This window comes from Rhodopirellula sp. J20-39 (assembly GCF_057365095.1).
The window spans coordinates 1,898,344-1,921,917 of sequence record NZ_CP195123.1; the positions used below are offsets into that span (position 1 = coordinate 1,898,344).

At 56.3% G+C, this 23,574-nt stretch carries 17 protein-coding genes; 7 read left to right on the forward strand and 10 right to left on the reverse strand.

The genetic code is table 11. The annotated features are described in order from the left end of the window. Nucleotides 1–302 precede the first annotated feature (302 nt). The 3 genes from ACR3ZL_RS06880 to ACR3ZL_RS06890 all read left to right on the forward strand — a co-directional run bounded on the left by ACR3ZL_RS06880 (nucleotide 303) and on the right by ACR3ZL_RS06890 (nucleotide 1,875). Nucleotides 303–623 carry a metal-sulfur cluster assembly factor gene (locus ACR3ZL_RS06880; protein WP_473648615.1) on the forward strand — a complete coding sequence of 107 codons (321 nt, stop codon included), beginning with the start codon at nucleotides 303–305 and terminating at the stop codon, nucleotides 621–623. Between the two features lie 13 nt (nucleotides 624–636). After that, on the forward strand, nucleotides 637–1,017 hold the full coding sequence (locus tag ACR3ZL_RS06885; protein WP_473648614.1) for an acyl-CoA thioesterase: 381 nt from the start codon (nucleotides 637–639) through the stop codon (nucleotides 1,015–1,017). Nucleotides 1,018–1,164: 147 nt separating this feature from the next. Beyond that, on the forward strand, nucleotides 1,165–1,875 hold the full coding sequence (locus tag ACR3ZL_RS06890) for an ankyrin repeat domain-containing protein (RefSeq protein ID WP_473648613.1): 711 nt from the start codon (nucleotides 1,165–1,167) through the stop codon (nucleotides 1,873–1,875). 257 nt (nucleotides 1,876–2,132) lie between these two features. Here ACR3ZL_RS06890 and ACR3ZL_RS06895 read toward each other — a convergent pair whose 3' ends face one another. The 8 genes from ACR3ZL_RS06895 to ACR3ZL_RS06930 all read right to left on the reverse strand — a co-directional run bounded on the left by ACR3ZL_RS06895 (nucleotide 2,133) and on the right by ACR3ZL_RS06930 (nucleotide 10,987). Continuing rightward, nucleotides 2,133–2,867 carry a UvrB/UvrC motif-containing protein gene (locus ACR3ZL_RS06895; protein WP_473648612.1) on the reverse strand — a complete coding sequence of 245 codons (735 nt, stop codon included), beginning with the start codon at nucleotides 2,865–2,867 and terminating at the stop codon, nucleotides 2,133–2,135. Nucleotides 2,868–2,961: 94 nt separating this feature from the next. Continuing rightward, the gene (gene arfB / locus ACR3ZL_RS06900; RefSeq protein WP_473648611.1) at nucleotides 2,962–3,390 is read right to left on the reverse strand and encodes an alternative ribosome rescue aminoacyl-tRNA hydrolase ArfB; all 429 of its coding nucleotides are present in this window, start codon (nucleotides 3,388–3,390) and stop codon (nucleotides 2,962–2,964) included. A gap of 8 nt (nucleotides 3,391–3,398) precedes the next feature. Beyond that, complete coding sequence (locus ACR3ZL_RS06905; protein ID WP_473648610.1) at nucleotides 3,399–4,469, reverse strand: EscU/YscU/HrcU family type III secretion system export apparatus switch protein; 1,071 nt, start codon at nucleotides 4,467–4,469, stop codon at nucleotides 3,399–3,401. Between the two features lie 3 nt (nucleotides 4,470–4,472). Further along, nucleotides 4,473–5,264 (reverse strand): flagellar biosynthetic protein FliR, encoded by a 792-nt coding sequence (locus ACR3ZL_RS06910; protein WP_473653381.1) that lies wholly within the window; start codon nucleotides 5,262–5,264, stop codon nucleotides 4,473–4,475. Between the two features lie 20 nt (nucleotides 5,265–5,284). Beyond that, nucleotides 5,285–5,563 (reverse strand): flagellar biosynthesis protein FliQ, encoded by a 279-nt coding sequence (gene fliQ / locus ACR3ZL_RS06915; RefSeq protein WP_473648609.1) that lies wholly within the window; start codon nucleotides 5,561–5,563, stop codon nucleotides 5,285–5,287. A gap of 126 nt (nucleotides 5,564–5,689) precedes the next feature. Further along, entirely contained in the window at nucleotides 5,690–6,574 is an 885-nt protein-coding gene (fliP, locus tag ACR3ZL_RS06920) for a flagellar type III secretion system pore protein FliP (protein ID WP_473653380.1), read from the reverse strand. Between the two features lie 1,075 nt (nucleotides 6,575–7,649). Continuing rightward, complete coding sequence (locus ACR3ZL_RS06925; RefSeq protein ID WP_486173317.1) at nucleotides 7,650–10,619, reverse strand: hypothetical protein; 2,970 nt, start codon at nucleotides 10,617–10,619, stop codon at nucleotides 7,650–7,652. A gap of 167 nt (nucleotides 10,620–10,786) precedes the next feature. Next, nucleotides 10,787–10,987, reverse strand: a complete 201-nt coding sequence (locus tag ACR3ZL_RS06930) for a hypothetical protein (RefSeq protein ID WP_473648607.1) — start codon at nucleotides 10,985–10,987, stop codon at nucleotides 10,787–10,789. Nucleotides 10,988–11,183: 196 nt separating this feature from the next. Here ACR3ZL_RS06930 and ACR3ZL_RS06935 point away from each other — a divergent pair, with 196 nt between their 5' ends. The 4 genes from ACR3ZL_RS06935 to ACR3ZL_RS06950 all read left to right on the forward strand — a co-directional run bounded on the left by ACR3ZL_RS06935 (nucleotide 11,184) and on the right by ACR3ZL_RS06950 (nucleotide 15,820). Then, a complete protein-coding gene (locus ACR3ZL_RS06935; protein ID WP_473648606.1) occupies nucleotides 11,184–11,474 on the forward strand; it encodes a transcriptional regulator in 291 nt (96 codons plus the stop codon). A gap of 649 nt (nucleotides 11,475–12,123) precedes the next feature. Next, a complete protein-coding gene (locus ACR3ZL_RS06940; protein ID WP_486173572.1) occupies nucleotides 12,124–13,728 on the forward strand; it encodes a glycine--tRNA ligase in 1,605 nt (534 codons plus the stop codon). Nucleotides 13,729–13,953: 225 nt separating this feature from the next. Beyond that, on the forward strand, nucleotides 13,954–15,069 hold the full coding sequence (locus ACR3ZL_RS06945) for an Mrp/NBP35 family ATP-binding protein (RefSeq protein WP_473648605.1): 1,116 nt from the start codon (nucleotides 13,954–13,956) through the stop codon (nucleotides 15,067–15,069). 298 nt (nucleotides 15,070–15,367) lie between these two features. Beyond that, nucleotides 15,368–15,820, forward strand: coding sequence for a DUF420 domain-containing protein (locus ACR3ZL_RS06950; RefSeq protein WP_473648604.1), 453 nt, complete (start codon nucleotides 15,368–15,370; stop codon nucleotides 15,818–15,820). Nucleotides 15,821–15,984: 164 nt separating this feature from the next. Here the strand turns inward: ACR3ZL_RS06950 and ACR3ZL_RS06955 are convergent, their stop codons facing one another. Together ACR3ZL_RS06955 and ACR3ZL_RS06960 are read right to left on the reverse strand one after the other, a co-directional pair. After that, nucleotides 15,985–18,051 (reverse strand): PulJ/GspJ family protein, encoded by a 2,067-nt coding sequence (locus tag ACR3ZL_RS06955; RefSeq protein WP_473648603.1) that lies wholly within the window; start codon nucleotides 18,049–18,051, stop codon nucleotides 15,985–15,987. A 40-nt stretch (nucleotides 18,052–18,091) separates the two neighbouring features. After that, nucleotides 18,092–23,566 (reverse strand): hypothetical protein, encoded by a 5,475-nt coding sequence (locus ACR3ZL_RS06960; RefSeq protein ID WP_473648602.1) that lies wholly within the window; start codon nucleotides 23,564–23,566, stop codon nucleotides 18,092–18,094. Nucleotides 23,567–23,574 lie beyond the last annotated feature (8 nt).

Here is a 23,574-nt window from a genome sequence, read left to right on the forward strand (position 1 = left end):
CCCAACTTGAATCTGGATTAATCCCTAGGGTTACCGAGGTGGCGGATTTGCGGCAGTGGCGAATTCGCTGATTCAGCCGATATCGCTGGGCGGGTGGATACAATGGTTCGAGCCGCACGGTGCGTGACCTGCCTAATATCTCACGAAAACCCGCTGCACCGAAAACTGCCCGGCTTCAAATTCCGATTTGCAATGGTTCGGCCAAAGGAATGCCCAAAGGAATGATTGACCATTGCAGTATCACGCTCTAATTTGGAGCGTGATCACCCCGTTCAAACTTTCACTCCCTTGAGAACGATCCCATGGCCTTAGCCGAAGACAAAGTCCGCGAAGCCTTGAAAGAGGTCATTGACCCCGAATTGTACGTCAATATTGTCGATTTGGGCCTCGTTTACGTCGTCGAGGTTGGGGAAGAAAACGAAGAGGGCAAACATGAGGTTCAGGTCGAAATGACCATGACCAGCCCGATGTGCCCCGCTGGACCGCAATTGGTTGCCGGCACCAAGGCCGCCGCTGAGTCGCTTGACGAAGTTGCGTCGTGCAACGTGAAAGTTGTGATGGAACCCGCCTGGACACCTGAACGAATGACCGATGACGCTCGCGATCACCTCGGCATTTTTTAGGTCCTGACTTTTCGTGCTCCGCCATCAGCTTGAAATTCGCGTCGCTTACCAAGAAACCGACGGCCAGCGACGTGTTCACCACGCCAATTATCTGAACTATTTCGAGCGTGGTCGAGTGGAAATGCTACGCAGCATCGGCCACGATTACAAAGCAATCGAAGATTCCGGAAAACGGCTCGTGGTGGCCGAAATGAACGTCCGCTATCACGCTGCCGCTGACTTCGACGACGTCTTGACCGTCACGACGGAGGTAACCGAGGTCCGCAAAGTGCGGATGCGTCATCGGTATTCCATCCACCGCGGTGACACCTTGATCGTCGAGGCGGATTCCTTGATCGCCTGCATCGACGAGACCGGCCGGCCAACCCGGTTGCCTGACTTAGCACCGGCTTAACAAATCGTGGCCGAACGCTCCGCGGTCGGTGAAGAACAACTCTAAAATTCCGACCGCGGAGCGTTCGGCCACATTGGCTGAGGCTGATAGCCGACTCTTCTTTTCCGCCGCTCTTTCCCTCAGCCTGCCTTTTCTGTCTGTAAGCCCATGAATCATCTCGCCGCATTCCAAGCTTGGCGTTGGCTTTCCATCGTCGCCGTGATCGTTTCCGTTGGCTGCGATAGCGAGCGTCTTAAGCCAGAAGACTTCAAGCGGCGTGACCGATCCGAGATCATCGTTTCCGCTCCGCCTACAGCCCCGCCTCAGCAACAGGTTCCGGGAGCGCCGCAGGGGCCCGGCTCACCGCAGGGGCCTGGCGTGCCTCAGGCTCCACCGACGGCCGAAGACTTGTTTCGCGAGGCGGCAATGGAAGGCAAGCTTGCCGAAGTTCGCACGGCAATCGAATCGGGCATGTCGGTCAATGTGGCCGATGAACAAGGCCGTACCGCTCTGCAGCTTGCCGCGTTCGACGGGCACACCGATACCGTCGATTATCTGATCGCTAACAAAGCTGAAATCAATCACCGCGATGAGTTTGGACGTTCGGCATTGATGTATGCGTCAACGGGCCCGAATCTGGAAACCGTCACCGCAATCTTGAAAGCCGGCGCGGACGTCAATTTTGTTGACGCCGAAGAACACTTCACGGCACTGATGTTTGCGGCCGCGGAAGGACAAGACGCCGTGGTTAAGAAGCTCTTGGAAAGCAACGCCGATGCCGCGTTGGCTGACGTCGATGGTGACACCGCAATGGACTTCGCCGCCAAAAACGGTCACGACTCCGTCGTCGAAATGCTGAAATCACATTCAGCTAAATAGTGGCCCGCTCAAAGGCGGCTCTCAGCCACCTTCGATCGTAGTGGATGAGGCGACGAATCCCATCCACTCACCGACCAGACGGGCTCGTCGCATCGCCCACTACCCCCAACTTGAATCTGGATGAAGCACTAGTGCTTTGGCTACATTTCATTTTGGGGTTGATCGTAGTGGATGAGGCGACGAATCCCGTCCACTCACCAACCGGACGGGCTCGTCGCCTCGCCCACTACACCCCAAAGTTGAATATGGATGAAGCGCTAGTGCGTTTCTCGCTTGGTCAACTCATCGCGTAGTTGTGCCGCCAGTTCGTACTGTTCTTGCTGGACGGCTTGATCGAGACGTTCGCGAAGAGTTTGCCCGACGGAATACTCGTTACGCAGCGATTCTCGCAGGTCGATCAATCGCACAATCAATTCGTCTTCATCGAAGTGTTCTTCAGCTTCGTGTTTGACGAAGAACTCTCGCAGCACTTCCAAGCCTCGGTTGATCGCTTGGACCGCTTCTTCGGGAGTGTTTTCTTCCAGTTCGCCAAGCGCTTCGGCTTGCGTACGATGAAACAACACAAACGGACGATATTGTTCGTGGGTGGACGTCCACTCTGGATCGTCGGACAGTTCTTCGCACAAGTCCATCAATCGCAAGGTGTGGTCCGCATCGGTCACCGCTCGGTGATAAAACTGCAGCCGTAACCAACAGATTCGCCGGTGATAGAACTGCATGAACTCGCGATCGATTTCGTTGCAGTCCTTCTCTGTCAGCGCGTATTCGCTGTTGTCCAACCGACAAAGTTGAAGGTGCTCGAGATAGCTTTCCGATCCACTGATCAGTTCGCCGTCAGGCCGCCCGGTGGTTTCGAGTTGCAAGATTCCCATGTCGACCCGCATTTGCAGGACGTCACGATCGTCTTTGCCTTTGATCATCCGCACGTTCAGCGTTGCCGGATCAAAAGCCCATTTCTTGAGAAGTTCGTCCAAATGCCGGGGGCGTGTCATGTATATCCAAGACGGGAGTGCGTCAACAAAAAAACGGCGATCAAAGTCTCGCCGCCAATGGTCAGTATATCAACGAGTCGCTCGATGAGAACCTTCAATCATCTCGCCCCGGTGCGCCTCGCATCCGCTTCTTTTGCGACTGACGGCGTTTTCCCTCAATTCGTCGTTTCTTACTGCCCAAAGTGGGCCGGGTCGCTCTTCGAGCTTTGGGGGGAAGGCGGCACTCCAGCAACATCGAAACCAGCCGAGACCTCGCATCGGCGAGATTGCGAATTTGATCGCGTGTCTTTTCGCTGTGCAGCACCAATTCGCCTTCTTTGGTGATCCGCGTTGCATACCGCAGTTCGAATCGCCGTCGCCACGCATCATCGAAACCTTCTTGCGATTCCGGCTTCCAACGCAGCGTGACTTTGGAATTCACTTTGTTCACATTTTGGCCGCCCGGTCCGCTGCTGCGGGTTGCTGACCAGGTCAGTGCCGCTTCCGGAATGACGAATCGGTGGGTCACGGCGAGGTCGGACATGAGAACTTTTAGGCTGCCTGAGGAATCTTTTTGCCCTGTAATTGATAGACATAGCGAAGCACTTCGGCAACCGCTTGGTACTGATCAGCCGGAATCTCTTGGCCCACTTCGACGGTTTTGTACAACAATTGAGCGAGCGGCTTCCGCTCGACCACCGGAATCCCGTTTTCGAGCGCCGTCCGCCGAATCTTTTGCGCGATCATGCCCGCACCCTTTGCCACCACAATAGGAGCTGGCATCGAATGCGGGTCGTATTTGATCGCCACGGCAAGTTCCGTCGGGTTACTGACCACGACATCCGCGGTCGGAACATCGTTGCTGGCGCGATTCATCGCCATTTGGCGAGCAACCTGACGACGTCGGGCTGCGACTTGCGGGTCACCCTCGGTATCCTTGGCTTCATCGCGGACTTCTTGGTCGGTCATCATCAAGTCTTGTTCGTGTTTCCATTTCTGGAACGCCCATTCCAATAGCGCCAAGATGAATAAGCCTGAACCGATCCACAAACACACGCCGACCAACGTTTGGAACATCCCTGATGCGATCTGTGGAATCGACATCGCGGCCATCGACATCACATAGTCTTTGTGAGCTCGCAGCGCGAAGTAGGCCACCACACCAATCAGACTGATCTTGAACATCCCAAAGATCAGACGCATCACGCCCTGGATCGACAAGATCCTTTTCGCTCCAGACAACGGGCTGATGTTGCTGAGCTTGGGGATCAACCGCTCGGGCGATAACACCAATCCCGCCTGGGTCACGTTGATCACGACCGCACCAAACAACATCAGCAACAAGATCGGAGCCGACGCGATCGCCAGTCTGGCTGCCAATCGCAAAAGTTCGTTGGTCGCCTCTTGAGGCGTGTAGGCGATCAATCGGGAATCTGAAAGCGCCTCTTCGATGCCGCTGGCCAGCATCGCGGAAGTCCGCGCACCGATCGACTTCATCGCGAACAATGCCGCTAGCAATAAGGCCGCCGAAGTCAGGTCTTGGCTTTTAGCAACCTGTCCCTGCTCGCGTGCCTGACGCCGCTTGCGTTCTGACGCGAAATGTTTCTTGTCTCCATCGGACATGCCTTAACCGCCTTGTGCCCAAATCAGGGAAAGACGTTCAACACTAGCAGCTAGATCCTCTTGGAAGATCCACGCTACCGAGCCGATTGTCAGCGAAGTCACGACAAGCAACGCCAGTGAGTTCACGCTCAAGCCGATCGCCAAAACGTTGATTTGTGGCATTGTGCGGCTGATCAAACCGGTCACCAAGTTACTTAGCAACAATGCTGCTACCACCGGCGCGGAAACACGTACGCCCGACGCCATGGCTCCGGTCATGCAATCGATCACCGCTTGCATGATGGAATCGTGGAAGACGACCTGTCCGGGCGGCATTGCATCGAAGCTTTGGACTAACAAACTCAAGATCACCCGGTGTCCGCCGCTGAGCAACATGATCGCGGTTACCAACATACCGACCAATTTCGCGATCGCTGGCATACTACCTTGTGTGGTGGGGTCGATCGAATCGCCCAGTTGCATGCCGCCGGTGCTGGTGATTGCTTCGCCGGCAAGTTGAATTCCTGTAATCACGATTTGCACCGTGGCCCCGATCAGTAGTCCGATCAATCCTTCGCGGGCGATCGCTAACGCCAGGTCCAGCAAATTGCTGATTTCCGGTAGCGAATCCATGCCTGGACGTTCGGCCAACGTTGGCAACAACAACAGTGTCATCGTGATCGCTAGCAGAGCGCGGACACGCTTGGGGACTCCCGCACCGATGGCGGGCATCGCTGTGACCACCATTCCCAGTCGGGTCAGAACCAAGACGGCAACCACCAAGTGCGCCAGGCACCAATCCACCAAATCTTGCAGGATGAACGGTTCCGCCATCGTTACAAGCCGCCGGCGTTTTCAAATACCGAGCGGGTGAATTCCAGCATCCGAGTCATCAACCAAGGCAAGCACGCCACCAACACCGCCGCCATGGCGAGCAGTTTAGGGACGAACGATACCGTTTGATCCTGGATTTGCGTTAGCGCCTGAATCAGGCCGATGATCAATCCAGCCGCCATCCCGACAATCAGCATCGGTGCGGCCATCACGACAGCAACCAGCAGCGTTTCGCGAGCCAAGTCGACGGCGGCGGATGAATCAAGAAGGGCTAACAACATCAAGGGATTTCGTTTGGAAGGTCGTCTTGAAACAGGATTTCGTTTGCCAGTTGTCGCTGGCGAGTTCGTATTCGTCGTAATTGATTGGCTAAGAGCAATCAGAAGGCCCCTGAGTTTGCAGCCCAGCTAGATCGTTCCAAAACTGTTCATCAACATCTCAACGACCAGACGCCAGCCATCGACCAAGACAAACAACAACAACTTAAACGGCAGCGAGATCACCGCAGGTGGCAACATCAGCATCCCCATCGAGATCGTGACACTGGCGACGACCAGGTCGACAATCAAGAACGGTAGATAGATCTGGAACCCCATCAGGAAGGCGGTCTTCAATTCGCTTAGGATGAACGCGGGCAACAGCACTCGCATCGGCACTTCCGAAAACGTGCTGGGTAGCGGCGCGTCGGCGTCCATGTAGCTGTAGAACAAGTGCACGTCGTCATGGTTGCGGGCAACGTCAATTTGCTGCGACATGAATTCGCGAATCGGAATCGACCCAGCCTCGTATGCCTCTTCAAGCGACATCTCAATTTCAGGATCGGTGTAAGGCGCGATCGCGTCTTCGTAAACACGAGTCCACACCGGAGTCATCACGAACAAGGTCATGAACAACGCCACGCTGGTCATCACTTGACTGGGTGGTAACGATTGCAAACCGATCGCTTGTCGCAAAAGTCCCAGCACGATGATGATGCGAACATAACAGGTCGTCATCAACAAAATCGCCGGCGCCATCGAAAGCACCGTCAATAGCAACATGACCTGCAGGCTGCCGCTCATGCCCTCGGGGCTGGTCCACTTTTCGGGACCACCCGCCAAGAAGTCCAACGGTTCAGTTGACTTCGATTCGCCTTGGGTGGAATCCGGCGTCGGCCCCTGTCCCACTTGCTCGGGCTCACGCCCGAGCACCTCGACCGAACCGTTGTCCGCATCGATGCTGGTGGCGTCTTGCCCGTTGACCGGGTTGTGGCCGAGCAACGCGATGAAAAATAGGGAAGCGACGATTCGCATCAGCGATCGCCAGTTGGTGCGCCAGCCCGATCCTTCGCAAGCTCGCTTCGCCAATCGACAAGAATCGACCTCACCGCGGATCGACGTCCCATTGGGAATCGGTAATAGCGTGAAATTGGATTGCACGAAAGAAAAAGCCACTACGCGAGTACACCGACAAATGAAAGCGTCCGGACTTTAATGAAAATGTAACTTTCGTCGAAAGATCGGTTCTCCCTCGTCCCGGCACCCTCAAGTTGGAGAGATACGCGGCTTTAGAACGTTTCCGCACTTCTTTGAGCCCTCACCCTCGCATTCGCCTGAACGGCTCTGCTCGACCTCTCCCCACTTCGTCGGGAGAGGTTTGGAGTTGGTTTTCCCGTCGGAACAGCCCAGTCAAAGAACCCCTCCCCCTGGGAGGGGTCGAGCGAAGCGAGGGGGAGGGTGTGTCTCTAGTTAGCTGGATTTATGGTTTAGGATTCCATGCTGAGCCCTCACCCTCGCATTCGCCTGAACGGCTCTGCTCGACCTCTCCCCGCTTCGCCGGGAGAGGTTTGGGTTGGTTTTCCCGTCGGAACACGCCACTCAAAGAACCCCTCCCTCTGGGAGGGGGCGAGCGAAGCGAGGGGGAGGGTGCGTCTCTAGTTAGCTGGATTTATGGTTTAGGATTCCATGCTGAGCCCTCACCCTCGCATTCGCCTGAACGTCTCTGCTCGACCTCTCCCCACTTCGTCGGGAGAGGTTTGGAGTTGGTTTTCCTGTCGGAACACGCCAGCCAAAGAGCCCCTCCCTCTGGGAGGGGTCGAGCGAAGCGAGGGGGAGGGCGGGTCGCTAGGAAGCTGTTGTTATCGGCGGGATCCCATGCTGAGCCCTCACCCTCGCATACGCCTGAACGGCTTTGCTCGACCTCTCCCCACTTCGTCGGGAGAAGTTTGGGTTGGTTTTCCCGTCGGAACACGTCAGCCAAAGAACCCCTCCCTCTGGGAGGGGGCGAGCGAAGCGAGGGGGAGGGCGGGTCTCTAGTTAGCCGTTGTTATTGTTGAGGGCGCAGCATGGAATCCCAACCAACTCGAGCACTAAATCCCCACCGCATCGTCTACTCGCCTAGCATCGCCGTATCGATCGGCCGCATGGAGTCGGCGGGGTTGGCGGTCGTCTCCCAGGTTCGGACTTGGATCTCGTCCAAGATCGCCTCACCGCCACCGATGGCTTCCACCATCACGTATAGATCCGTGGCGTCACCCGTTTGCCGGAACAAGGTCACGGGAGTCCACTCAGGCCGTTGGCCAACCAGCACCCCCATCGCTTGAGTGCCCACGCTGTCGTAGATCAACAGCCCTTGATGTGGGCCGCTGAAACCCAGCGTGCGCACCATCGCGTCGATTCGCACTACACTCGATGGCGGCAATCGCACCGGCGGGCTGCGGACCATCAAACACGTTCCCTCATACCCGCCTGGCAAATCCGCCTCGCCGTTGGGCGTGACCCGAACCCGCAACGCACCTTTGCCCGAAAACGCACCTCGGTCGATCCAAGTCGCCTCGCTGTGCGCCCATTGGCTATGACGTTTTCCCAACGTCCACCCCTCACGCTCCAGCACCGAAGCCCCATCGAAGACATCAAACGCCTCCGCCGGCACCTCGTCGGGCGACAACTTTGCTCGGTTCGTTGCACTGCCGGTCATGTTCCCGCGTTCAAAATCACCGCCCGCGATCCGGTTGGTGCCCCAACGCGACCGCGTGCCCACTTGGTTGGTCACCGACGGCAACATCTTCAAGTTCGGATTGATCGGCGTCTTCAACAACGGCGACCAGGCGATTTGTGTTTCGTAATTCCCCGCCATCAACGGCGGACTGCTAATGAATCGGCCCGGCATGTACGGTGACGGTTCGTCGTCACCTGCGATGGCAACCGCATCCCCCGGATGCACGCCCTCGACCAAACCATCGTGCAGCATCCAGTCCGCTTTCGCGATCCAAGCATCCGCCCGCCGCGCCAATCGCAACGAAGAATCAACCTGCCCGCCGCGCACCAATTCTTCGGCATTCGCCAACGATGACTTCGCCACCTGCAATAAATCCAGCGGCGCCGACCGACCCACGACGCGGCCCGCCACCGCTTGTTGCCAACTCAGTTCACTGCGCAGGATCGCGTCGCCCGCCAATTGCCACCGATCCAGTGCGGCTTGGCGAGCATAACGTTTGGTTGAAGTCGCCAACCGCCCAGCCTCGGACAGTTCACCACTGATCGCGATCACCTCGACAAAGTCTGGCGACACGATTTCCAAAGTCGTCCCACGCGTCGACGTTTCTGGGGTTAACCGCTCGGCTGAAAAGTGAGTCAACCGCCACACCATTTTCCCCTGGTCTTCGGGTGGTAACCCGATCGACAACGACTTCCCATCGCCCGCCAACGTCGCATCACCCCGATGCATCGCCGATGTCATTACGATAATTGTCGTCGGCCCTTTCTGAAAACGATGCCCCACATAGATTGGCTGCGACGTCGCCGCGTCTCGCACAATCATCGGTGACAAATCCGGCGTGCTGCCAGCGACCCAGGTTTCAATCGCGGCCACAAAACGATTCACGTACGACAACGCCATCGCCCGGTTTTGCTGCAGCGGTGTGCCCGATGCCAACGATTGCGACGAACGATAAACGATCGCCGCCGGACGGTCCGCGATCGCGGCCGCCACCTGACGCCACATCCCATGCCACTGAAACGACTCACATTCCGGAGTTCCAATCCGGCTGGAAATCGCATTGGTCTGCTCAATCGCGACCGGGTCCGGTGAACTACTGATTCCGACCGCAAACGGGCACGCTCCCGACCGAACGCTTTGCCGGTGCCGCAGTTGTTTGGTTTCGAGATCGGATAGGTTTCGAACTCGCGGCGGTGCGTCCAACACGACCGCATCCAACGCCGCACCATACTCGCGGAACTTTTCCACCGGGCTACCTACCAGTCGCCGTTGCCAACGAGTCGGCAACTTACGAAGACGCTGAATATCGGCCGCGATCAATTGTTCGTTGCGAGAGTCCATCGGGCGATCAGTCGCCACGATCCATCCCGCGATCGGTTCCAACAAAGGCTGCAGCTTCGGATCCGGCGAAGAAGGCGCGGGAGCGTATATCTGCATCCGAGCCGCGATCGCTTCAGACAAGATCGATGCATCAGGCGGATGGTCCAGCCAAACCGCATCAAAGCCCAGTGAGCGGACCCACGACAGCGGTTCGCCGTTGTGCTGCAAAACCCGCGTCACCTTGCCCAACGGAAAAGCCGGATTGCTGGAAAGCGACAACGCGGCCTGTTGGGGCGTCATTGGGCTGATTTGAGAATTCAAACTATGCGGGTCCGACGGCGGCATCGACTCGCCCGCCTTCAATACCGACACGCTTCCATCGCGTCCACGCAACCCGCCCGCTGTTTGGTCACCCGCCAAAGGCACCATCGCGTCGACTTTCAGTTCATCGATCCGCAGCGAACTGCTGCCAGGACCGCCGTAGGCATTGATTGCCACCGCATCGACGTACGGCGAGGAAACGTCCGCTCGGCTGCCATATTCGTTTCGCAGTGCCACCTGTTTCAGCTTCATGTCACGCATGATCGCGCCGACACCCAGCTTTTGAAATTCGCCGACGTGCTTGTACGACGATCCATACACGATGACCGCCGCGGCCCGTTTCGTTTGCGGGTCGACGATGTAGGGGAACCGCACCCGGAACCCAATCCGCACGCCTTCATGCAAACCTTTGACATGCACGGTCGCGGTCAGTTCATCGATTGGGCGAACCGGTTCGATCGGGTAGATCAGGACCGCCTTGGTCCCGTGTGATGCCAGCATCGTTAAAGTTTCACAGGCGCCGCCTTCTGCCGCTGGATCCGGCGCGTGACCGTGTTCGGTAATCCGAGCGTCACAATCGTCCTGGTCCAACGACCACCGCGGTGGGTACGCATCGAGCGAATCGATTAACTGTCCGGCTGCCGGTTGGGCAAAAACGAAAAACAGACCGATCACCCACCACGCCGGTCCCATCGTGCGGGGCGGGCACTTCGTCGGCAAGGGTCTGCACGACCAGCATGCTGTGCCGGTCCATAACCGCCTCGCAGTTCGCGCCGATCGCTTCGCCTTGGTCGCTTGTCGTGTCACAGTTTCGCTACCCGGTACAGCCATGTCGGCAAAGTCCACCAAATGCTTTGAACGGGCTGGAAGTCGTTGACCGGCGCCCTTCACGGCGGAACAATCCACTGCCGTCGGAAACACTTGAGGCGAATCGACAACGAGTCGTTGATTTTTTTCACCGTCGCCGTCAAAACGTACGGAATGGAACGTAAGTCCTTGGGATACCAAACCTTGGGTTCCATTTCCAGGTCGAATTGACGTTGCCGGAACACCACGTTGCGAATTTGCAACGCGACGCCAGGATTCACCTAAGCCGCTTGCCAGAAACGACTTAGCGACAATCCGAACCAATGCCACACCGAAGTGGCATCCTGAATGCAATGGAAGGCTCTCATACAAGTCACCGTGGTTTACACCACACGGCGATGCTCCAGCGAGTGCGAATCACCCGACCTCACTGGCCCACCGCCCACACTTCGACCTCTCTCCATTGGATGCTTTGATATGACCAAGATCGCCGCCAACCAACCAAAGCTCAACGACGAAACCCCAGTCGAATTGCAAGAAATGGCTGCCGCCATCGAAGCACTTCCACCCCGCTACCGTGACGCCGTTGCACCTGCGTTGGCACGAGTGGTCGAGTGCAGCACCCGCCGTCGTCGCATCCTGAACCTGGTCCAAGAAGCCCTGTCGCAATTGCGATTGGACATGAAGTACCTGATCTTCGACCTCGAAGCCACCCGCCGCGAACGAGACCAATACAAAGAACAACTCGAGCAAGACGGCAATCTGTAGGCGACGAGAGCGACAGCCGTCGAGGAGAAAGGGCCACAGGTAACAGGACCCCAGGCCCCGCTGCATTTCCCCACCCGCTGGAGTCCAGGCTTTAGCCTGTTCCTCAGCAAAAACCTCTCCCGGCGAAGCGGGGAGAGGTCGAGCAAAGCCGTCCAGGCGACTGCGAGGGTGAGGGCTTGGCACTGAATCCCCACCAAATACAACAGCAAGCCAGCGACGCGCCCTCCCCCTCGCTTCGCTCGACCCCTCCCAAAGGGAGGGGTTCTTCTAGCAACGAATTCCACCCCCAACCTCTCCCGGCGCAGCGGGGAGAGGTCGAGCAAAGCCGTTCAGGCGAATGCGAGGGTGAGGGCTCAGCACTGAATCCACACCAATACAACAACAAGCTAGCGATCCGCCCTCCTCCTCGCTTCGCTCGCCCCCTCCCGGAGGGCCCTGTAGCATACCCCCCAATTCCCCATTGTGGCCCTGTGGCCCTGCTCAACTGTGGCCCTCACCTCCTGTGCCCCTCACCCCGTGAGCCCCTCCTTCCCTCTCATTGCGTGAAAACTCGTTTCGCCGACAATAAAGCGTCCGCCGACGCTCGGCGGGGTGCCGCTGCGGCAAAACCATTTCGTCCCCCACGCAAATCTCCAATCCTATGAAGTCCATGGACTCCATCGTGTCGCTGTGCAAGCGGCGCGGATTCCTATTTCAATCCAGCGAAATTTACGGCGGCGTCCAAGGATTGTGGGACTACGGTCCCCTCGGCGTTGAACTCAAACGCAACGTCAAAGATGCCTGGTGGCGAGACATGATCGCCGGCCACAACGAACTCGTTTCGCCCGCCGGCGCCCCCAGCCCGTTCGAAATGGTCGGTTTGGACTGCACCATCCTGATGCACCCTCAAGTCTGGAAGAACAGCGGTCACTACGACCTGTTCCACGACTTCATGGTCGATTGCCGCGAATCCAAGAAGCGATACCGGCACGACCAGGTTCGCGGCCGGTTCGTCGAACACAAAGACATCAAAATCTTCGTCACCACGATGGCCGAATCGGAACACGAAGCCGATGAGGTTCGCCGCCGCGGGATGAAGTACTTCAAACTTCGCCCCAAGAACGCCGACGAACTGACCGTCGGCGACGAATCGATCACGCTGGACAAACTCGATTCCCACGACGACGTCCTCGGTCCCGACGCCAAGTCGCTCGGCACGCTGACCGAACCGCGTGAATTCAACCTGATGTTCAAGACCACACTGGGCGCACTGGGCGGCGAAGAAGACACCACGTTCCTGCGTCCAGAAACCGCCCAAGGCATCTTCGTTAACTTCAAGAACGTCCTGGATTCCTCGCGAGTCAAAGTGCCGTTCGGTATCGGCCAGGTCGGTAAGAGCTTCCGCAACGAGATCACGCCCCGGAACTTCACGTTCCGCTCGCGTGAATTCGAGCAAATGGAAATTGAATTCTTCTGTCACCCCGATCAATCGCAAGCCTGGTACGGCTATTGGCGTGACCGCCGTCTGGCCTGGTACAAATCGCTCGGCCTGTCCGACGAAGCCCTGATCATGCGGGAACACCACACCGAAGAATTGGCCCACTACAGCGTCGGTACCGCCGACATTGAATACGCGTTCCCGTTCTTGCCCGAAGGCGAATACGGCGAACTCGAAGGCATCGCCCATCGCGGCGACTTCGACTTGCGATCGCACATGGAAGGCAAACTCGATCCGTCGACCAGCCCCATGACGGTCGAACTGAACGAAAACGGCAAACCGAAGTATCGCGGCAGCGGCAAAGACTTGTCGTACCGCGATGACGAAACGAACGAGAAGTTCGTGCCGCACGTGATCGAACCATCCGCCGGCGCCGACCGAGGCGTGCTCGCGTTCTTGTGCGAAGCGTTCACCGAAGACGAAGCCCCTGACGAAAAAGGCAAAATGCAAACGCGGACCGTGATGAAGCTGCACCCGCGGCTCGCACCGATCAAGGCGGCTGTCTTTCCACTGGTCAAGAAAGACGGTATGCCCGAAGTTGCCCAGGAGGTTTATGGCAGCTTGAAAGAGCACTTCAACGTCTTCTACGATTCCAAGGGAGCCGTCGGTCGCCGCTACCGTCGTCAAGACGAAGCCGGCACGCCGTACTGCATCACGATCGACGGTGACACGCTGACCGACAAAACGGTCACGATCCGCGACCGAGACACGCTCGAACAAACACGGATCAAGATCGACGAAGTCGTCGAAGTCGTCCGGCAACGGGTGAATCAGTAGGAAGGGAAAAGGGCCAAAGAGATTCAGGGCCATAGGAATCGGCTGGAATCCAGGCTTCAGCCTGTTCCCTGAACAAACAATATCCCCTGTCGTCCTGTCGTCCTGTGGCCCTGCTAACCTGTAGCCCGTTCCACTCCCAACAGGCTAAAGCCTGGACACCAACACCAACCTGCGGCCCTGCCAAACAGTGGCCCTGCAACACTCTCCTCCCAAACTGCCTAACTGATGTCTGAGTCCGAAACGTCTGCATCCGATCCTTTGTCCGCATCGATCCGTGATCGCCTCGCACAATTCCCGGATCCGGAATCCGGTCGTCCGATCGGATCGACCGGCCAACTCCGTGACGTGACCGTCAACGGCGACCAAGTTGATGTGGTCGTGGGCATCACCTCGCACTGCCAGGTCATTGCTGACGAGATCGCCGACACGATCCGCGATCAAGTCCTGACGATTGCGACCGGCAAGACCGTCAACGTCGAAACACCCGTCCATGAACGCCCGCCCGCTCGGTTGGGCCAAATTGGACTGCGAGCCAAAAGCGTGATCCTGGTCGGCAGTGGCAAAGGCGGCGTCGGCAAGAGCACCGTGGCCGCGTCGATCGCACTGACACTCGGCCGCCTCGGTGCCAAGGTCGGCTTGATGGACGCGGACGTGTACGGCCCCAGTATCCCACACTTGTTGGGGCTGACCGGACGTCCTGCCATTTCCGAAGCCAAGAAGATCGAACCAATTCGGTTGTCCCGCGAAGGCGTGGCCGGCGAGATCCCTGTCATGTCGATGGGCTTCCTGGTCGAACCGGATCAAGCCGTGATCTGGCGAGGACCGATGCTGCACGGATCGATCACCCAATTCCTGAAGGACACTGATTGGGGCGAACTGGATTACCTGGTCATCGACATGCCGCCGGGCACCGGCGACGTCGCGCTGACCCTTTCTCAAAACGTCCCCATCACCGGCGCGGTCGTCGTGTGCACGCCGCAAGAGGTCGCATTGTTGGACGCGATCAAAGCGATCAGCATGTTCAAGAAGGTCAACATTCCGATCGCCGGAATGGTTGAAAATATGAGCGGCTTCCAGTGCCCTGATTGCGGCAAGACCTACGACATCTTCGGCAGCGGCGGTGCTCGCGACAAAGCCGAGGAGTTGAAGGTGCCGTACTTGGGCGGACTGCCGATCGACATCACGTTGCGTGAAGCCGGTGATGCCGGCAAGCTTGCCGAGGTCGTCAACCAAGACGCCCGCGCCCGAGCCCCGTTCGAAAAAGTCGTCCGCTCCCTGGTCCGCAACCTAGCCGCCCAAGCCGCCGCCGCCCCACCCAAAGCATCCCTACCGACGCTGTAGGAGAGGAAGGAAGAAAGTGGCGCAGGACCACAGGGCCACAGTTGGAGTCCAGGCTTCAGCCTGTCTTTACGAACAAGCTATTAGCTATTAGCTGTTAGCTCTAAGCCACTAGCGACCAAACACCAACAACGAATCATCCCCCAACCTGCAGCCCAATCTTCCTGACCCACAGCTGCCCTAAACATCCACCCCCGACCCACTGCACCCCCGACCCACTGCACCCCCGACTCACTGCACCCCCGACTCACTGTGGCCCTGTGGCCCTGACAACCTTTCCCCCTCCAACCCCCAACCCAACATGTGGGACTTCCTGGCCGGCAACTTGCCGCACCTCAACGCCGCTCTCAACGTCACTGCTACTGTGCTATTGGCGATGGGCCTTTGGAACATCAAGAACGGACGGGCCAAGAAGCACAAGGTGCTGATGGTCCGCGCGTTCTTCGTCAGTGCCGCGTTCCTGCTGTGCTACCTGCTGCACAAGCTATCGCTGTACCAGACCACCGGCGAGTGGAACAAGAAATTCCCCGAGGGCGCCTCGGACTCCGCCCGGTACACGTATCTGTCGATCCTGATCCCGCACATCATCCTGGCGATCACGGTTCCGTTTCTGGCCGTGCGAGCGATCTACTTGGCCAAGAACGGCCGCATCGTCGCCCACAAAAAGCTCGTCCGTTTCGCCTTCCCGATCTGGATGTACGTGTCCGTCACCGGAGTCCTCGTCTACGTGATGCTGTACCAGCTCTATGCGTAGGAGGGTGAAAGGGGCACAGTAGCACAGGGCCACAGGACAATCGTTGGAGTCCAGGCTTCAGCCTGCCGCGCGCAACTTCGCGTCCACACTTCAGCCCGCTCCACCCAAGCTGGAGTCCAGGCTTCAGCCTGCCAAGCACAAAAACCAGCTTCTAGCTTCTACCCTCAATCCCGATGAACCACTGACGCCTGCCGCAGCTGCCGGGTAGTTGGGTTTTGCATGCGGATAGAAACCTGGATAGCCTCTGGGGTATCTACGAAAGGCGGGAGCGTTTCGCGTTCACCGACATCATCCGCGCCGAACTCTCCCGATATGGCAGCAGCTCCACCGCCGTAGATGCCATTGCCATCGAGGCCATCAGCTCCCAGGTCAGCGGTCGCTCCCGTGGTGGTTGTCCACAAGGTTCCTTCCGCTGTATTGCTTGCCCGTTGCTGAAGAAAACCGTCTTTCTCATACCAGGATGTGTAGGTATCGAACGCTGGCTGGAACAATGCGATGTTATTGGCGTTTGTCGTAACCAAACGCCCCGATCGATAAAGGGAGTTAGTGTAGGACTGCGAAGCGTTTCCGAACGACACCACGCCTGAAAATGGGGTCGCAAGGTAGGAGTTCGTACCGGGAACGGCTGCGCCAGTAGTGGTATTTGTTCCGTCCAGATGACGAGCTTGCCAGCCTCGAAGAGAACCGCCAGCTAGCACGGGATAGCAAAGATCAACGAATCCACCAAAGTGTGCAGGTGGCGTTGAGCTCGAAATCGCCTGAATGATTGTCTCACGATATCCCGAGTCATTGGGACTAACGACCAATCCGGTTGTCGTCGCAAAGTGGGCGACATTCGGATCGTAGATCTTCAAGTCAAAGCTCATTGCATTGTTAATGACGGCATCCTCGCCTCGGCGGTCAGCCCCCCAAAACGTGCCCGGACTCAAATGGGTATTGTCGTCACCAAGCACAAACTCTCGTCGTAAAAAACCACACAAGGCACTGGGGGTCACAACTGGTGCTGCCGTCGCAATGGGTGGTGCAATTCGTGTCGCCGCGGTTGCATGCTGCATGTTCAGAACCGTCGCTGGCCCAGACAGAGCAAGCACTGGCATGGAACTAGGCACTGCCCCACCGGATCCTGTCAGCACCGAATTGGGAATGCGAACGTGCGCGAAACGATTATGAGGTTTTGACAAATCTGCAAGCGAGTTGGCGGCAACAGCAGCGACAGGGTTACCACTTGCGTTCAACACCCGACGAAGTGACAAGTCACACTGCTGATGCACTCCCGCCATTCCATACGCCCAAGCATCGGCGGTGGTAGCAGACGACACGACGGTTGCAGTGGATGCAGTCGGCCAAGTATCCGGTTGCATGAACGGAACCGTTGTACTTCCAACCGTTCTGTTCTCGATTGGCAACTGTCCGTTGGAAAGGTTCAAGTCTGGCCGAATCAACAACACACGGCGATGAATTTTCATTCGATCAGGTAAACCATTTTCCGATGCGGAACCACTACCCAGGTCCGTATTTCCGTCGACATCGACGTAACTCAGATAGTTCGCTGCACTTGGCAAAACGTTGTAATACTCCGGGCTGGCGAAGTACACGATTTCGGCATAGCGAGACCGGATGACCACCGGCTCCCACTGATTCCCGGGGTAATTAGTTGTGTTGTACGCCGTTCCGGTGAGCTCGGCTGATTTGCGATCCAAGATGAACCGAGGCACTTTGCCTGAAAACCAGCTGCCTTCCGGTGCAATAGCGGTAAACGCTAGATAGTCATCGAAGTCTCCGTAACGGGAATCTGGAACTTCGACAGTTCCATCCGCGTTCAGCACACTCCTGAATAACGAGGAGGTTGCGTCCGTAACCGGCCCTTCTTCATAAAGGAAATAGCCAGCCTGATCCGGCCCACTGAGATTCGGCGTCATTCTAACCGTGCATCGCGTTAGCTCATCATTTAGCCGCGTCGAAACATCACGTAACTCATTGGAAAGCTGTACGTTCCCGCGACTTTCTCGAATCCGGGCCCCTACGAATGCAAATGCCCTCGCAACGGCCACCATCATCAGCAACGTCACCGCCATCGCGACCAACATTTCAACGAGCGTGAATCCACTGCTACGATGCCGATGGGCCGTTGCGCGTGACCGCTTAACGGACACACACGACCGCTTCGGATGACCGGCTATCTTCGACCGAGAATTCGACTCGGTGGTTGGATAAGTAGTTGAACTAATCATGAGGTTAAACTCGAACTGAGTAACGGCTGCTACCGCGTCATTATTGGAAGTATCGCTCGAACACGACGGTGTCTCTCGCGTTGACATTTTGCCCGGGGATGAATCCGACGGGGACCGAGCGATCGATGATAAACATCGCGTTATAGCGGCGGCTCTCGCCTTTCTCTTCGTTGTATTCCGCACCCAAGTTGTTCGTGTTGGTTGCATCAACCTCGAAGAAACCTAAAGTCATTCGTACTAAGAATGTTTGGGAGTTATCCGAAACCAGGTTCGGCATTCGCATCAACGTTTGATACTTCAAGAACGCGTTTCGATGGCGGTCCTGATAGGCTGAGGTCAAAGTCGGTGGATGAGAAACCACTGGGCTCTGACTTGGTGCGCGAACGAACAAGGCGTCTTCAGTTGGAGAGGTGCCTGAACCGCCCTCTTCTTGATGGTCCAACGCTCCCTCACCACGCAACAACCCGGCGTTCACATTGCGACGTCGAAGTCGATCCGTTTCGTTGTCTGTTGTGGTCGAAAGGTCTCGCAACTGCGGTGCGAGACCTGCGGATCCCATTCGTTTAAACACTCCACCAAACTGAGTCGGATACCTTGGATCGACTTGGTTAGGCAGGTAGTTAACTGGGGTTGATGCATCTGAAGCGAGAATATTTGTTTTCGTTCCGGGCGGAACATAGCCTCGACGCGACTCAAGGAAATTGTTGTACGACAACTGATCTTGGGTGCCGGATACACCGGCGGCACTTGAATACTCACCCGCATTCATGTGCCCCTGCATCAATCCCTTCCAAACGGTGAACTCTTCAATTGAATTTAGGTTGACCTTTCCAATCCGGCGATTGTCTTCAATGAAATTGAAGGGTGCGGAATAGAGCGGAGCCATCGGGCTACCAGCGATCGCAGTCGGAGGAAACGGCATCGACTCGCCGCGGAACCGAGGTGGCGTACCGACGTAATCAAACAAAGTGCTGAACTCACCTGCTTCGGCAGCCCCACCGACTTTAATGTTTTCACTATTGAAGAAATTCAAGAGGTGCCGAAACGGCGACAGAAAGATTTCGGCGTAGGCGACATCGTTCGTGTTGGTGCTTGCCCCCGGGAAGATTGGCGGAGTCGGATCGGAAGCCGCATCCACGACACTAAACTCTTCGAATAGCCGACCGGCCGAACAAGCCGGCACCATCATCAACTCGTGAGGCGTGGCATAGGGACGATTGAGCCAAGGATGGATCGCGAATGGAATAACCGGACGACCTCGGAAAGGAGTCGTTGACGGAGTTCCAAATCCGGCATTCAAGAAGTTGAACGTCGTATCGAGATCGGTATTAAGATCAAAGTAATCTGTTCCTGTGGTCACGGTAGCACCAACGGTTGCTGGTGTGGTCGTGTTATAGGAATAGAGGACATTGTTCCCGGCGCCGTTGACACCAACTCCGTCACGTTGACGACTTCCCGTCATATACGGGATTTCCGTAGTTGCGGAACCAGCTCCACCGACCGTTTTCACTTTCGTCGCGGTGTCTTCGCCACTAAACACAGTCAAGTCAACTGCAACCTGATCAACAGTCCGATATGGATTCAGCGTTGGATGAAACCCTCGCGTCGGGTCTGCGAGACGTTGCAAGAACGCAGTCCGGTAATTCGGAACAGTCCCCAACATCGGATCGGCAACAGTTGCAGGATCGGTAGCGAATGCTTCCGTCAATTGACGAATAGGTCCGCTAAGCCGCATGTCTTCAGGCTGGTCGCGGGGCAATCCCGCGACCGCGATACCGGTGGCATCCAGCTCAACATAAGCATCGGTTGATGGATAATTCGCGTTTGCAGTGGTGTATTGTTCCGTGGGTTCGGCGTAGTAGGCCCCCGCCAACGGCAAGGGCTCTGAAACATTCAAGCCAATTCCATTAGGTGCGGTCGTTCCCGCAGACGTCCAATCAGTTGGCGCAAATCCAGAAATTGCCAGAGCAAGGCCCGGCTGAATGTTCGTATTCGTATTAGGCGTTAATCGAGCACCAACTGAGTTGTACTGAATCAGTCCCTGATAGGGTGCTGCTCCCTCGATGGCAAAGCCTTGCTCACTAGGCCCAGTAGGCGCCGCTGCGGTGTAGGACTGCGATCCAAAATTGGTTTGCACTCTCGGCGCGAGACACAAATATTGCTCCGGAAGCAATGAAGCTGTCGTCCCCGACGAATTGAAAAAGACTCCTGCAGTCTGAGTCATATCTGGAATCGGTGCGATCGCATCGGCGACATTCGTTGACGCTGCGTAATCATTGAAGAACACGAATCGGTTCAACGCCAAGTTGCCGGCGGTCGTGTTAAGCTCGTCCATCGCATTGGGGGTTGCAAGCTCGGGCTGGAATGAAAGCGTATCAGGCAGAGTAACACGCAACTCTTCTGGCGAGTTCCCCTGTCCCACAGGGTTTCTAGCTGGGGTCCCCGTGTCGAAGTGAGGCTCACTAATCGCAATACGCCAAACCGGCACTTCCGAAGCGGTTGTTGTTGTATCACCCCATTTTGTTCCATCGAAGTACGTTGTGATTGTCCGCTCAAGGTCGAGCGAATACGACATGTTGGTTCCAGATGTATCAACATCGTAAAGCTCTCGGGGAACACCGGCGGTGTTGGGATCGGCAATTGGCGTCGCAACACGTCGACGAGGACAATACAGTTCCAGGAACAGCGAACCTTGAGGAATACGAACTTGGTCCATGTCCTCATCCGGGCCTGTCGTATCAGCTTTATCCTTGTTGCTAGAATCCTGATCCGTATCTCGCACTCGGACGTCGTGTGTTGCATACGACTCTGTGAACAGTAGCTCCGGCTGCTCACATCCGAACACGACGGGGCTAAACGTCGTTGGTGGCGTCGCACTGGTGCCAAAAATTTCATCTGTTCCTAGCACCCCATCACCGTCAATGTCGTCAGCGACTGCCCACCCATCAAACGGATTAGGGTCGTAGGGGAATCGAGTCATGATCGCGTCAGGATCACGGTAATCAACAACGTTGACTGCCCACTGAGCAAGACGTCGGGCTCGGTATGCCTCTCGATTCGATGGAGGTACCGGAGTCGTAAGCGTATCCCCATATCCAGGAAAATTGTTGTCGAGATCATCACTGATCATCATCATCAAGACGTACAAGTGCCTTGCGAGCAATTGACGTGGTGGAACGGGATCAGAGTCATCCCGAACGTAGTCGGGTACTACGCTAGCGAACGCGGCATCAATGGTATCGGCTTCATAAGAAGCAAAGGCTTCCGATTCAGTCCCCACGTTTTCGCTAGTGTCATCGATGGCGTTGTTCCCATCATCATCGTAACCCGGCACGTTGAGTTCACGCGGTTCATCAACTACGCCATTTGAGTTGTCGTCGATGCCGTTACCAAGACGTCTGTTTAGGTTTAATCGTTTAGCCAATCGCAGCTCTGGAGCAACTAGATCGTTTAGTTGCGCATTGGTCAGTGTCGAACCGCCTAGCGTCTCCAGTGCGGAGCGCAATTCGTCATACGCAGATGCGAAGTTAAACGAAACATTGGGGGAGTCATCAGACACGCTTAGAGTCGTCGTTGCATTAACAAGCCCAGCCTCCGTGGCAGCCAAAGGCTGGATCACATTCGTTAGACGCGTTGGCAGCAACTCGCGGTCAAATTCGTTGACACGAATAATCGCTTCCAGCTCACTCTCGGTATAACGACGGTCACCACTTAGGCGACCCGTAGGATCCGACTCGTAAGGGTTATCAGCAAGCTCATTGGTAATTGGCTCAGTGACGGTTGTCGTCGCTGGATCATCGCCTAACGCTTCACCCAAATCACCAGGCGAAAGGACCGTCGTGTCTCCATCGTTGGCCGGCACAATAGCGCCACTTGCAGAGATCCCAAAGGCGCCTCTACCGTAAGGGTCGATGGAGTTTGCATAGAGATCCACTCCACCCAGGGCTCCTGGACGCCAACCGGTCGTCAACACGCCTAAACCGTCGATGCCGGCGCGTCCGGGGACGAGTTCGCTTGTGGTCGAACCAACTTGATAGCGTCCTCGCAAAAGGTTGAAGAGCAACGGCGCAGTACCGGGGATATTGATTTCTGCAGGACCGTAGCCCAATCCGCGAAACGCAAACTGCGACGCGCCACTGCCGGCCCAATCGGCGACGACTTCATTCATGCCGACGCCACGATTGATTAGTGCGTAATTGCCATGCGCATTGACGTTTAACCGACCGGAAAGGTCTCGGATCATCGGTGCAATCATGGGCTTGAGCAATTTACCTTCGGGTGAGGTAACGAAAGGCAAACCTAAATCAACCCAGATACTGTCAGCGATACCGTCGAAATCATTGTCAACGTCCCAAGGACCTTCAATTAAGGCACTTGCGAGTTGATTTAATCGCGCCCGAGCAGCGGTGTAGGTTGCAGGCATCCCACTGCCAGCCATAGGAAGCGGTGCTCGCAATGCATAGTTTGGATTTCCTCCAGTGAAACGACCGTGCATGACTTCCGAACTAACAACCGCTGGCGCTACTGTCGTTCGCAGTTGGTTTTGTGCAATCGGAAACGGGCGAAATGTACCGCGGGCGAGACTTGCAACGACATGTTGGTACCCATCCGTCGGTGGTGTATCCCACTCGGTAGTTTCATTAAGGATGTAGTTAATAACCGATGGACGGTGAAACGAAGGGATCACCACGCCATTGGAATCGCGATAACTCAGGAACCAATTATTGAAGTCCGCGGCATCATAGCTTTCGTCAAAATCACTTCCTGGTGTCGTAATAATCGTGCTTTTATCGCGGTTCGGGCCAAGTAAGTTTGGCTGCAAAGCCATCGGCAAATCGAAACCGACATTGGCTGTAGTAGCGGGCGCATATTCAAAGGATGTTGACGCATCGTTATTGATGTTCGATCCGTCGAATCCAATTCCAGCCGCGTTACGTGGAACTCCGTTCATCCAGATCTTGTCGCCATCGACAGGAACGAATGTCGCTAAAGCAGCATCCACTTCAAACATCAAATCATGAAAGCCAGCTGCCGTCGACACAGAATGCAAAACGCGGTAAGAGCGACCGCTTAAATTTCCCGTCGTGAACGTAATCACGCGTCCGGTGTAAAGATCGTCGACAAGCTCTGTCGAAAGCGTCTTGCCACCGGTCGCAGCAGGATCATCTTCTACCGAGATTTGCATCACGAATTTATTGTGGATCGTTGCAGGTGTTGTCGTTCCCACTACAAGCTGGGAGTAATCGGAGCGTCCATAGAAGTCACTTAGCAAATCCTCACCAAAAAAAGCTGATGCAGGATCGCTTGTGCCACGAATCAACGTCATTAAAGCGTCGTCTAACAACGCTGTCGGATGAGACTGTTTGATGTTCCGAGAAGCGATCGCAAACGAAGCTTGTCGAGATTGATTACTGAAGACGAGGTAGGCGGCGGTCAACAGGCTGAAGAATGTCAGCATGCTGAGCACGACCAGCAAGATAACCCCGCGTTTCGTTTTGGATGGCGACCGATTCATAGCAGTGG